Source organism: Streptomyces naganishii JCM 4654, assembly GCF_014650575.1.
In the GTDB taxonomy this organism is placed as follows: Bacteria; Actinomycetota; Actinomycetes; order Streptomycetales; family Streptomycetaceae; genus Streptomyces; species Streptomyces naganishii.
Window position 1 is genome coordinate 1 of the sequence record NZ_BMVF01000026.1, and the last position, 12545, is coordinate 12545.

Consider the following 12545-nt stretch of genomic DNA (forward strand, 5'->3'; position numbering starts at 1 on the left):
CATGGAGAAGACCGACGAGGCCGGCAAGGGCACGATCGTGCTCGCCACGGTGCGGGGCGACGTCCACGACATCGGCAAGAACCTGGTCGACATCATCTTGTCCAACAACGGCTACAACGTGGTCAACCTGGGCATCAAGCAGCCGGTCTCGGCGATCCTGGAGGCCGCCGACGAGCACAGGGCCGACGTCATCGGCATGTCGGGCCTGCTGGTCAAGTCGACGGTGATCATGAAGGAGAACCTGGAGGAGCTCAACGCCCGTGGTCTGGCCGCCACTTACCCGGTCATCCTCGGCGGCGCCGCGCTGACCCGGGCGTATGTGGAGCAGGACCTGCACGAGATCTACCAGGGTGAGGTCCGCTACGCCCGTGACGCCTTCGAGGGGCTGCGTCTGATGGACGCCCTCATCGGCGTCAAGCGCGGCGTGCCGGGCGCCAAGCTGCCCGAACTGCGGCCCCGCCGCGTCCGCGCCGCCACCGTCGAGATCGAGGACCGCCCGGAGGAGGGCCACGTCCGCTCCGACGTCGCCACCGACAACCCCATCCCCGCCCCGCCCTTCTGGGGCACCCGCGTGATCAAGGGCATCCAGCTCAAGGAGTATGCCTCCTGGCTGGACGAGGGCGCCCTGTTCAAGGGCCAGTGGGGTCTGAAGCAGGCCCGCACCGGCGCCGGGCCCACCTACGAGGAGCTGGTGGAGACCGAGGGCCGGCCCAGGCTGCGCGGCCTGCTCGACCGGCTCCAGACGGAGAACCTGCTGGAGGCCGCGGTCGTCCACGGCTACTTCCCGTGCGTCTCCAAGGACGACGACCTGATCATCCTCGACGAGCAGGGCAACGAGCGCACCCGGTTCACCTTCCCGCGCCAGCGCCGCGGCCGCCGGCTGTGCCTGGCCGACTTCTTCCGGCCCGAGGAGTCGGGCGAGACGGACGTGGTGGGCTTCCAGGTCGTCACCGTCGGCTCGCGGATCGGTGAGGAGACCGCGCGGCTCTTCGCGGCCGACTCCTACCGCGACTACCTCGAACTGCACGGACTGTCCGTGCAGTTGGCCGAGGCGCTGGCCGAGTACTGGCACGCCCGCGTGCGCGCCGAGCTCGGCTTCGCGGGCGAGGACCCGGCCGGCATGGAGGACATGTTCGCCCTGAAGTACCGGGGCGCCCGCTTCTCCCTCGGCTACGGCGCCTGCCCCGATCTGGAGGACCGCGCCAAGATCGCCGAGCTGCTGCACCCCGAGCGCATCGGGGTCCAGCTGTCGGAGGAGTTCCAGCTGCACCCCGAGCAGTCCACGGACGCCATCGTGATCCACCACCCGGAGGCGAAGTACTTCAACGCGCGCTGAGCCTCAGCGCAAGCCGGGCGGCACCCGCCATGCCCGGCCGGTGGTGCCCGGTGGTGCCCCAGGGCCGGGCGGCGCGCGGTTCCCCGGGCCGAACGGTTCAAACGAGGCGTTCGGCCCGCACAAGTCGTACACTGGTCGGTCCACTGCAGGCCGGTTCCCCGCGCGGGAACCGGCCTGATCGTCCCTCAAGGAGGTAGGCCGGATGACCAGCACGGTCCCCGCGCTCGGAACCCGTACGGCCGAAGGCTCGGCCCTTCAGGCGGTACTCCTCGACATGGACGGAACCCTGGTGGACAGCGAGGGCTTCTGGTGGGACGTCGAAGTGGAGGTCTTCGCGTCCCTCGGACACCGCCTCGACGAGTCCTGGCGGCACGTCGTGGTCGGCGGCCCCATGACCCGCAGCGCGGGGTTCCTCATCGAGGCCACCGGGGCCTCCATCACCCTCGGCGAGCTCACGGTGCTGCTGAACCAGGGCTTCGAGGAGCGCATCGAGAGCGCCCTGCCCCTGATGCCCGGAGCCGCCCGGCTGCTGGCCGAGCTGGCGGAGCACGAGATCCCCACCGCCCTGGTCTCCGCCTCCCACCGGCGCATCATCGACCGGGTCCTGCTCTCGCTCGGCCCGCACCACTTCTCCCTGTCGGTCGCGGGCGACGAGGTGGCGCGCACCAAGCCGCACCCCGACCCGTACCTGCTGGCCGCCTCCGGGCTCGGCGTGGACCCGGCCAGGTGCGCGGTGGTCGAGGACACCGCGACCGGGGTCGCGGCCGCCGAGGCCGCCGGCTGCCGGGTCATCGCCGTGCCGTCCGTGGCGCCCATCGCGCCGACGCCCCGGCGCACCGTGGTCACCTCCCTCCAAGAGGTGGACGTGCCATTCCTGCACGGTCTGATGACGCAAATGCCCTGACCGTTCACCGAGCGTGCAAAGATCGCCCGGACCCGTGGCGGGAATTACGGGCGAGGGCGCGTACGAAAGAATTCGAACCGCTGCGGATGGCTGAATTCCGGTCGACTCCCGCAGAGTTGGCCGTGTGACGTTCCCCACTCCGTGAGGGGTCGACAAGGGGCACGAGGTGTGCTGTTCACCCCCTTTCGGGCGGCGCTCGCGCGCCCTTGTGTCCCGATTGGCGGAACGCTGCACTAATCGTTCCGCGGACGGGTTTTCGGTCCGTCCGCACCCGGTTCCGCTGCGTGATGGGAACTCAACTCCAGCGGCCGCGAACCCTCCTGCGGACGCGGACTAATCTCGTCGCGAGAACATCGCCCCTACCCCCGTGATCCGCCGCACCAACCCTCTGCATGCCGGGTACACGGACATCACAGCTCTGGAGAAACTCGAGCATGAACCGCAAGACTTTGGTGCTGCCGGCGGTGGTCGGCCTGCTCGCCCCGGTACTCGCCGCGTGCGGCGGGTCCGACAGTGGCAGCAAGAGCGGCGACGCCATCGTCGTCGGCACCACGGACCGGTTCACCGCCTCGAAGGAGGACCCGGCGCCCCTGGACCCGGCGTCCGCCTACGACGTCGGCACCTGGAACATCCTGCGTCAGACCGTGCAGACGCTGATGATCCTGCCCAAGGGCGACGGCGACCCCGTCCCCGAGGCCGCCGAGAAGTGCGGTTTCACCGACAGCGGCAACGAGCGCTACGCCTGCACGCTGCGCGAGGGCCTGAAGTTCGCCAACGGCGACCCCGTGACCGCGGCCGACGTGAAGTTCTCCATCGACCGCGCGATCGCCCTCAAGGCGATCAGCGGCGTGGCCGGCCTGCTCTCGACGGTCGACACGGTGGAGACCCAGGGCGACCGCGAGGTCATCTTCCACCTCAACACCGCGGACGCCACCTTCCCGTACAAGCTGTCGACGCCCGTCGCGGGCATCGTCGACCCCAAGGACTACGAGAAGAACAAGCTGCGCGACGGCCTGACGGTGGACGGCTCCGGTCCGTACACCATGAAGGGCACCGTCAAGGACGGCGAGCTCGTCGACGTCGTCTTCACCAAGAACCCCAACTACAAGGGGACGCTGAAGCTCAGCAACAGCAAGGTGGAGATGCGCTCCTTCGACGACGCCGACGCGATGGGCGCCGCCCTGGACAAGGGTGACATCGACGTCATGACCCGCACGATGTCCCCGGATCAGATCCGCAAGCTCTCCAACGCCTCCGGCGGCAACGTCGACCTCGTCGAGATGCCCGGCCTGGAGATCCGCTACCTGGGCTTCAACACCAACGCCCCGACCGTGAAGAGCAGGGCCGTCCGCCAGGCGATGGCCCAGGTCATCAACCGCAGCGCCCTGGTCTCCAAGGTCTACGGCACCCAGGCCGAGCCGCTGTACTCGATGGTCGCGGCCACCGTCACCGGCCACTCCAACTCGTTCTTCAACAAGTACGGCGACCCCAGCGTCTCCAAGGCGAAGAGCACGCTGAGCCAGGCCGGCATCACCACCCCGGTCAAGCTGACGATGCACTACACGACCGACCACTACGGCTCGGCCACCAAGAAGGAATTCGAGATCCTTCAGCAGCAGCTCAACGCCAGCGGCCTGTTCGACGTCCAGATCGAGGGCGCGCCGTGGAAGACCTTCCGCACGGCGGAGCAGAAGGGCCTCTACGACGTCTACGGCATGGGCTGGTTCCCGGACTTCCCGGACGCCGACAACTACCTGGCGCCGTTCCTGGACAAGGACAACACCCTCAACACCCCGTACGTCAACAGCAAGATCCGCAACACGCTGATCCCCGCGTCCCGTCGTGAGGCCGACCGGCTGTCCGCCTCCTCGAGCCTGACGGATATTCAGGACATCGTCGCCAACGACGTGCCGCTGCTGCCGCTGTGGCAGGGCAAGCAGTACGTCGCCGCCCGCGACGACATCACCGGCACCGCCTACGCCATCAACTCCTCGGCCACCCTCCAGCTGTGGGAGCTCGGCCGCGGTGTGAGCGGCTGACGCCCGCCGGACCCCGGCACCAACGAGGGCGCCCCCTCCCGGACTTCCGGGAGCGGGCGCCCTCGTCGCCGCTCGTTTCCCTACTGCGCGCCGGGGCGCACCAGGCCGCTCTCGTACGCGTACACCGCGGCCTGCACCCGGTCGCGCAGACCGAGCTTGGTCAGGACGTGCCCGACGTGCGTCTTGACGGTCGTCTCGCTCACGAAGAGGTCGGCGGCGATCTCGGCGTTGGACAGGCCGCGCGCCACCAGCTTCAGCACCTCGACCTCGCGCTCGGTCAGCGTGTGCAGGGTGTCCGGCACCGGCTCGTCGCCCGAGGGCAGGTGGGTGGCGTACTTGTCGAGCAGACGGCGCGTGATGCTCGGCGCCAGCATCGCCTCGCCGCCCGCGACCACCCGGATCGCCTGCACCAGCTCGTTCGCGGGGGCGTCCTTGAGCAGGAAGCCGCTCGCCCCGGCGCGCAGCGCCTCCACCACGTACTCGTCGAGGTCGAAGGTGGTCAGCACCAGCACCTTCGCCGGGCCGTCGCGCTCCGGGCCGGTGATCTGGCGGGTCGCCTCCACGCCGTCCATCCGCGGCATGCGGATGTCCATCAGCACCACGTCGGGCTGGAGGGCGCGTACCTGGTCCAGGGCCTGAAGGCCGTCTCCGGCCTCGCCCACGACCGCGATGTCCTGCTCCGCCTCCAGGATCATCCGGAACCCTGTGCGCAGCAGTGGCTGGTCGTCGACCAGTAGGACGCGGATGGCCACGTGAGTCTCCTTCGCTAGTCCGGCCCCATTCTGCCCTGCACCGCTCATGTGGCCCGGGTCAGGGGCAGCGGGTAGGGCGGGGGAGTGCCGCCGAACTCCGGGCAGTGCGCGCGGTGGTCGCACCAGCCGCACAGCTTCGTGGGGCGCGGCCGCCAGTCGCCGGTCTCGGTGGCCAGCCTGATCGCCTCCCACAGCGCCAGCAACTTGCGCTCCACGCGCTCCAGATCGGCCAGGACCGGGTCGTACGTCAGCACGTCGCCGCTGCCGAGGTAGACCAGCTGGAGGCGGCGGGGCACGACGTTCTTCAGCCGCCAGACCACCAGGGCGTAGAACTTCATCTGGAACAGGGCGCCCTCGGCGTACTCGGGGCGGGGAGCCTTGCCCGTCTTGTAGTCGACGATCCGCACCTCGCCGGTGGGCGCCACGTCCACCCGGTCGATGATCCCGCGCAGCCGCAGCCCCGACTCCAGCTCGGCCTCGACGAACAGCTCCCGCTCGGCGGGCTCCAGCCGGGTCGGGTCCTCGAGCGTGAACCACCGCTCGACCAGCCGCTCGGCCTCCGTGAGCCAGCGCGCGAGCCGCTCGCCGTCCGCGTCGTCGGCGAACAGCTCCAGCAGCTCGGGCCTGCTCTCGCGCAGCCGGTCCCACTGCCCGGGGATCAGCGCCTTGGCGCGGGGCGCGGTGCGCTCGGCGGCCGGGGCGTCGAAGAGGCGCTCCAGCACCGCGTGCACCAGCGTGCCGCGCGTCGCCGCCTCGCTCGGCTTCTCCGGCAGCCGGTCGATCACCCGGAACCGATAGAGCAACGGACACTGCATGAAGTCCCCGGCCCGGGAAGGCGAAAGCGACCCCGGCCTCCTGGCGACCCCCTCGCCCCGACCACTGGCTCCGTCCGGGCCCGCGACGCCGTCACCTGCGCCTTGCGGGCCCACAGCGCCGTCACCTGCGCCCTGCGGCGCGTCCACGGTGCTGTCGTGCGTGCCTTGCGGGTCCGATGTGCTGTCGTCTGCGCCTTGTGGGTCCACGGTGCCGCTGCCTGTGCCCTGCGGCGCGTCCACGGTGCCGCTGCCCGTGCCCTGCGCGCCGTCCTCGGCCGGCGGGGCGTCGGCGGTGCCGGCGTACGCCGCCTCCGCGCGCGGGCCCGTCGCGGCAGCGCCGAGGGCCGCGGCCGGAGCGTCCGCCCCGGTGAGGGCGACCCCGTCGGGGGCGACGCCCGGGCCGGATCCGGTGGCCGGGCCGGTGGCTCCGGGAGCGGCGGCCGGCCCCGCGGCGGCCGGCACCGCCGCCGCGGCGCCCACCGCGTCCGCTGCCGGCGCGCCCGCCCCCTCCGCCGAGCCCGCTGCCGGCGCCGGCTCCGCCGAGCGCGGCGCCGGTGCCGCCTCCCGCGCCGGTGCGGGGGCCGGGGCCGGGGGTGCCGGCTCCGGCGAGGGCGAGGTTCGCTTCGGCGCGCGCTCTCCTGCGCCTTCGTCGCGGGGCGCCGCCTCGCCCTCCGTGGTCGTCTCCATGCCACAGACCTTACGGCCGGCCACCGACAGTGAGCCGGCCGCGGTCATGAACCGCACGAAGAGGGGAAAACACAGGGGGTGCCGGGCGGAACCGTCCGCCCCGGCCGCATACCATCGACCCGAGACCTTCCGGCCGCCAGGCGCGGGAGACGCGCTTCGAACGAGGGGACACCGTGGACGTGAGCGGCGGGAACGGGCAGCCGCGGTCCGGCAGCGACGAGTCGGCCGAGCGCCCCACGGGCCCGACGGCCCCGGCCGCCGGCTCCGCGCGCCCCGGCACCGACCCGGCCGCGCCCGCGGACCCGGCGGGCCCCGCGGAGGCCGGTGCGGGCGCCGCCGGTCCGGAGCGGCCCACGCAGCCGGCGGACACCCCCGCCGATCCACCGCAGGAACGCTCCGCCGCCGCACCCCCCGAGAAGCCCCCCGCCCATCCGGACACCCATCCCGACCGCGCCCACGCCCACCACTCCGGTGAGCCCGGCGCGCCCCACGCCTCCGGCCGTTCCGACACCCACCCCGACCGCGGCCACGCCCACTCGGGCGCCGGGCAGGCCGGGCCGCCGCGGAGGCGGCGGGAGCCCGGGGGCGGGCTGCTCATGGGGCGGCCCTTCGGCGTGCCGGTGTACGTGGCGCCCAGCTGGTTCCTGGTGGCCGCCCTGATCACCTGGGTGTTCGGCGGCCAGCTCGACCGCGTGCTGCCCGAGCTCGGCGCCGCCCGCTACCTCGTCGCCCTCTTCTTCGCCGTCGCCTTCTACGGCTCCGTACTGGTCCACGAGCTCGCCCACACCATCGCCGCGATCCGCTTCAAGCTCCCGGTGCGCCGCATCCAGCTCCAGTTCTTCGGCGGTGTCTCCGAGATCGAGAAGGAGGCCGAGACACCGGGCCGCGAGTTCGTGCTGGCCTTCGTCGGCCCGCTGCTCTCCCTGGTCCTGGCCGGGGTCTTCTACCTCGCCCTCCTGCCCGTCCAGAGGGGCACGGTCCCCGGTGTCCTGCTCGCCGGCCTGATGATCTCCAACCTCATCGTCGCCGTCTTCAACCTGCTGCCCGGCCTGCCCCTGGACGGCGGCCGCATGCTCCGCGCCGTCGTCTGGAAGATCACCGGCAAGCCGATGAGCGGCACGGTCGCCGCCGCCTGGGTCGGCCGCGCGCTCGCCGTCTCCGTCCTCATCGGGCTGCCGCTGCTCACCCAGTCCGGCACCCTCGGCTCCACCGCCGAGGACAGCGTCGGCATGGACACCGTCACCGACGCCCTGCTGGCCGCCATCCTCGCCGCGATCATCTGGACCGGCGCCGGCAACAGCCTGCGCATGGCCCGCCTGCGCGAGCACCTGCCCGAGCTGCGCGCCCGCACCCTCACCCGGCGTGCCGTGCCCGTGGAGACCGGCACCTCCCTCGCGGAGGCCCTGCGCCGCGCCAACGAGGCCGGGGCCCGCGCCCTGGTCGTCGTGGACGCCCAGGGAGAGCCCCTCTCCCTCGTCCGCGAGTCCGCCATCGTGGGCGTACCCGAACACCGCCGCCCGTGGGTGCAGGCCAGCGAGCTCGCCCAGGAGCTGACCGACGGCATGCGGGTGTCCGCCGAGCTGTCCGGCGAGGACCTCCTCGACGTCCTGCGCGCCACCCCGGCCACCGAGTACCTGGTGGTCGAGGACACCGGCGAGATCTACGGCGTCCTGTCGGCGGCCGACGTCGAGCGCGCCTTCGTGAAGGCCATGGGCCGCCCCACAGCGGCGGCCCCCCGCTGACCGCCCGGCCCGCCCCCGGCGGCGCCGCGAGGTGGTCGGTGGCCCTCCGGGGGACCGGTAGGCTGGTCACATGTCCGAACCGACCGGTGCCGCCCGCCGTCGCGGGCCCTTCAAGGTCGGGGACCAGGTACAGCTGACCGACCCCAAGGGCCGCCACTACACGTTCACGCTCGAAGCCGGGAAGAACTTCCACACCCACAAGGGGTCCTTCCCGCACGACGAACTGATCGGCGCACCCGAGGGCAGCGTTGTCCGCACCACCGGCAACGTCGCCTACCTCGCGCTGCGTCCCCTGCTCCCCGACTACGTCCTGTCCATGCCCCGCGGGGCAGCCGTCGTCTACCCCAAGGACGCGGGGCACATCCTGGCCTTCGCCGACATCTTCCCCGGCGCACGCGTCGTGGAGGCCGGCGTGGGCTCCGGCTCGCTCAGCAGCTTCCTGCTGCGGGCCATCGGCGACCAGGGCATGCTGCACAGCTACGAGCGCCGCGCCGACTTCGCCGAGATCGCCCAGGCGAACGTGGAGCGCTACTTCGGCGGCCCGCACCCCGCCTGGCAGCTCACCGTGGGCGACCTCCAGGACAACCTGTCCGACACGGACGTCGACCGCGTCATCCTCGACATGCTGGCCCCCTGGGAGTGCCTGGAGGCCGTCTCCAAGGCGCTCGTGCCCGGCGGCATCCTGTGCTGCTACGTCGCCACCACCACCCAACTCGCGCGGACCGTGGAGTCCATCCGTGAGATCGGCTGCTTCAACGAGCCGACCTCCTGGGAGACGATGATCCGCAACTGGCACGTCGAGGGCCTGGCCGTCCGCCCCGACCACCGCATGATCGGGCACACCGGCTTCCTGCTCACCGCGCGCCGCCTCGCGGACGGCGTCGAGCCGCCCATGCGCCGCCGCCGCCCCGCCAAGGGCGCCTACGGCGAGGACTACGAGGGTCCCAACGCCGACGGAGGAGCCGGCCGCTGACGCGGCCCGTCGCCGCACCAACGAACGGGCGCCGTGGCGCAGTTCCCGCACCGAGCCGGGAACTGCGCCACGGCGCCCGCGCATTGACCCCGCACCAGGCCCGCACCAGGCCCGCGCCGCGCCCGCACCACGTACCCGCCCGCATCCCGCGCGGACGCGCGACGGCGAACCCGCGCGGGTACCCGCCCCACCGTTCCCCCGCACTGTGACGTGTGGCACGATGCTGGCCACCCCACCGGCACAGCCCTCACGGGAGACACTCCTAGTGCAGCACTCCGCCGTCCCGGAACTGGCACACACGCACACCCGGCCCATCCACTGGGTGGCCACCGCCGCCGCCGTGGCCGGCGTGATCGCACTCTCCCCGCTGCTCCAGCCCGGCTCGGCCACCGCAGCCCAGTCGGCGGGCGGCCCGGCGCCGAAGCCCGCCCGGGCCGCCGCGGCACCCCCGAGCACCACCGGCGTGACGTTTCCCGTGCAGTGCGGCCCGCTCAAGCCCGTCGTCGTGAAGAAGGCCTCCGGGGACCTCGACGGCGACGGCCGCCCCGAGACCGTCGCCGTGGTGCACTGCGACGGCTCCATGGGCACCCCGCCCGACGGCGTCTACGTCCTCACCGGGGCCGCCGGCGCCACGACCCCGCGCGTGGTCGCCACTCTCGTCGCGCCCAAGGACCGGTACACCGTCACGGACTTCGCGGTGCGCGACGGCGCGGTCACAGCCACCCTGCTCGGCTACTCCTCGTCCGACGTGCCCAATTGCTGCCCCGACCTCAAAGAGGGCGTGAAGTGGCAGTGGCGCAACGGCGCGTTCGTCCGCTCCACGCCCGGCCGGGCGCGCGGCGTGTGACCCCACGCCCCACGGCCCCGCGGCACCTCACCACAATTCGCCCCGCCTCGTCGGAGCCCACCGCCCGCCGGAGCGGCGCCCTGTGAGAAATCAGACAGCGGTCACCACCAGCACGCACGCGGTCACGACGCGTCAGGTCCGTACACCTCGACCTTGTCCGAGACGCGCCGTACATGGATGCACTCGCCGGGGCACTCCTTCGCCGAGTCGGCCACGTCCGTGAGAAGCGGCAGCGGCACGGGCGTTGTGGCCCCCTTGGCCTGCAACAGCTCGTCGTCCGCGCCCTTCACGTAGGCCAGGCCGTCGATGTCCAGCTCGAACACCTCCGCCGCGTACTGCGCGCAGATGCCGTCGCCGGTGCACAGGTCCTGGTCGATCCAGACCTCCAGTGCCTCGCCACCGTCCGAGGTCCGCTGCTGCACGTTCATCTCTCCTGCCGTGTACGTCGAGCCGTACGGGGAATCAGGCCAGCTCTGACGGGTGTTGAACGTCTCGACCCTACCTCCGGCGGCTTTCCAATCATGTTCGGTGGGTATTCCCCTGGCGTGAGGGAGAGCGCAAGGGTGAAGATCGGACACACCCCGACAGACTTTGTGATCTAGGGGTTTCAATCGACACCCGCCCAGGTAGGGTCTGGAAGCGTCCAGCTCCCCTTGGAGGAGGTGAGGACCGTGGCAGCCCACGACGACGACATGAACCGCGGCATCCGCCCGGGACGAGGGTCCGAGGACCCGTCCGGGCAGATCGCCTACCTTGAGCAGGAGATCGCCGTCCTGCGACGCAAGCTCGCCGACTCTCCGCGACACACGAGGATTCTCGAAGAGCGGATCGTCGAGCTGCAGACCAACCTGGCCGGCGTGTCCGCGCAGAACGAGCGGCTGGCGAACACGCTCCGCGAGGCGCGCGACCAGATCGTGGCCCTCAAGGAGGAGGTCGACCGGCTCGCCCAGCCTCCGGCCGGCTTCGGCGTCTTCCTTCAGGCCAACGAGGACGGCACGGCGGACATCTTCACCGGCGGCCGCAAGCTGAGGGTGAACGTCAGCCCGAGCGTCGAGCTCGACGACCTCCGCCGTGGCCAGGAAGTGATGCTCAACGAAGCGCTCAACGTGGTCGAGGCCATGGAGTTCGAGCGCGTCGGCGACATCGTGACCCTCAAGGAGATCCTCGAGGACGGCGAGCGGGCCCTGGTGCTCGGGCACACCGACGAGGAGCGGGTGGTGCGGCTCGCCGAGCCGCTGCTGGACGTCACCATCCGCGCCGGCGACGCCCTCCTGCTGGAGCCCCGCTCCGGGTACGTCTACGAGGTCGTGCCCAAGAGCGAGGTCGAGGAGCTCGTCCTCGAAGAGGTCCCCGACATCGGCTACGAGCAGATCGGCGGCCTCGGCAACCAGATCGAGGCCATCCGCGACGCGGTCGAGCTGCCGTACCTCTACCCGGACCTGTTCAAGGAGCACGAACTGCGTCCGCCCAAGGGCGTCCTGCTCTACGGGCCCCCCGGATGCGGCAAGACGCTCATCGCCAAGGCGGTGGCCAACTCTCTGGCCAAGAAGGTCGCCGAGGTGACCGGCCAGGCCGCCGGCAAGAGCTTCTTCCTCAACATCAAGGGCCCCGAGCTGCTGAACAAGTACGTCGGCGAGACCGAGCGGCAGATCCGCCTGGTCTTCCAGCGGGCCAGGGAGAAGGCATCCGAGGGCACCCCCGTCATCGTCTTCTTCGACGAGATGGAGTCCCTCTTCCGCACCCGCGGCTCCGGCGTCAGCTCGGACGTGGAGAACACCATCGTCCCGCAGCTGCTCGCCGAGATCGACGGCGTGGAGGGCCTGCAGAACGTGGTCGTGATCGGCGCCTCCAACCGCGAGGACATGATCGACCCGGCCATCCTGCGGCCCGGCCGGCTGGACGTGAAGATCAAGATCGAGCGTCCGGACGCCGAGGCGGCCAAGGACATCTTCGGCAAGTACCTCACCGAGCGGCTCCCGCTGCACGGCGACGACCTCGCCGAGCACGGCGGCGACAAGGACTCGACGGTCCAGGGCATGATCCAGACCGCCGTCGAGCACATGTACGCCGAATCCGAGGAGAACCGCTTCCTGGAGGTCACCTACGCCAACGGCGACAAGGAAGTCCTGTACTTCAAGGACTTCAACTCCGGCGCCATGATCGAGAACATCGTGGGCCGCGCCAAGAAGATGGCGATCAAGGACTTCCTCGAGAAGAACCAGAAGGGCCTTCGCGTCTCCCACCTGCTCCAGGCTTGCGTGGACGAGTTCAAGGAGAACGAGGACCTGCCCAACACCACCAACCCGGACGACTGGGCCCGGATCTCCGGAAAGAAGGGCGAGCGGATCGTCTACATCCGCACCCTCATCACCGGAAAGCAGGGCGCGGACACCGGACGCTCCATCGACACGGTGGCGAACACCGGTCAGTACCTGTAAAAGCGGGGCGGC

At 71.4% G+C, this 12545-nt stretch carries 10 protein-coding genes; 7 read left to right on the forward strand and 3 right to left on the reverse strand.

Annotated elements, in window-relative coordinates:
* The 3 genes from IE217_RS31270 to IE217_RS31280 all read left to right on the forward strand — a co-directional run.
* The coding region (locus IE217_RS31270) for a vitamin B12 dependent-methionine synthase activation domain-containing protein (protein WP_190181332.1) at nucleotides 1-1336 on the forward strand (1336 nt) is incomplete at its 5' end.
* 202 nt (nucleotides 1337-1538) lie between these two features.
* Nucleotides 1539-2240, forward strand: a complete 702-nt coding sequence (locus IE217_RS31275; RefSeq protein WP_190181333.1) for an HAD family hydrolase — start codon at nucleotides 1539-1541, stop codon at nucleotides 2238-2240.
* A gap of 434 nt (nucleotides 2241-2674) precedes the next feature.
* Nucleotides 2675-4279 (forward strand): ABC transporter substrate-binding protein, encoded by a 1605-nt coding sequence (locus IE217_RS31280; protein WP_190181334.1) that lies wholly within the window; start codon nucleotides 2675-2677, stop codon nucleotides 4277-4279.
* Between the two features lie 80 nt (nucleotides 4280-4359).
* Here the strand turns inward: IE217_RS31280 and IE217_RS31285 are convergent, their stop codons facing one another.
* Both IE217_RS31285 and IE217_RS31290 read right to left on the reverse strand, forming a co-directional pair.
* Complete coding sequence (locus tag IE217_RS31285) at nucleotides 4360-5031, reverse strand: response regulator (protein ID WP_190181335.1); 672 nt, start codon at nucleotides 5029-5031, stop codon at nucleotides 4360-4362.
* 44 nt (nucleotides 5032-5075) lie between these two features.
* A complete protein-coding gene (locus tag IE217_RS31290; RefSeq protein WP_373298172.1) occupies nucleotides 5076-5993 on the reverse strand; it encodes a RecB family exonuclease in 918 nt (305 codons plus the stop codon).
* A gap of 713 nt (nucleotides 5994-6706) precedes the next feature.
* On the opposite strand from IE217_RS31290, the gene IE217_RS31295 reads away from it, so the two are divergent.
* The 3 genes from IE217_RS31295 (at nucleotide 6707) to IE217_RS31305 (ending at nucleotide 10095) form a co-directional block, all read left to right on the forward strand.
* The gene (locus IE217_RS31295) at nucleotides 6707-8275 is read left to right on the forward strand and encodes a site-2 protease family protein (protein WP_190181336.1); all 1569 of its coding nucleotides are present in this window, start codon (nucleotides 6707-6709) and stop codon (nucleotides 8273-8275) included.
* Between the two features lie 70 nt (nucleotides 8276-8345).
* Nucleotides 8346-9248: a tRNA (adenine-N1)-methyltransferase gene (locus IE217_RS31300; protein WP_190181337.1), complete on the forward strand. Its 903-nt coding sequence runs from the start codon at nucleotides 8346-8348 to the stop codon at nucleotides 9246-9248.
* Nucleotides 9249-9513: 265 nt separating this feature from the next.
* The gene (locus tag IE217_RS31305) at nucleotides 9514-10095 is read left to right on the forward strand and encodes a hypothetical protein (protein ID WP_190181338.1); all 582 of its coding nucleotides are present in this window, start codon (nucleotides 9514-9516) and stop codon (nucleotides 10093-10095) included.
* 122 nt (nucleotides 10096-10217) lie between these two features.
* Here the strand turns inward: IE217_RS31305 and IE217_RS31310 are convergent, their stop codons facing one another.
* Nucleotides 10218-10523, reverse strand: a complete 306-nt coding sequence (locus IE217_RS31310) for a ferredoxin (RefSeq protein WP_190181339.1) — start codon at nucleotides 10521-10523, stop codon at nucleotides 10218-10220.
* 243 nt (nucleotides 10524-10766) lie between these two features.
* Between IE217_RS31310 and arc the strand changes: the two genes are divergently transcribed.
* Nucleotides 10767-12533 (forward strand): proteasome ATPase, encoded by a 1767-nt coding sequence (gene arc, locus IE217_RS31315; protein WP_190181340.1) that lies wholly within the window; start codon nucleotides 10767-10769, stop codon nucleotides 12531-12533.
* Nucleotides 12534-12545: the final 12 nt, after the last annotated feature.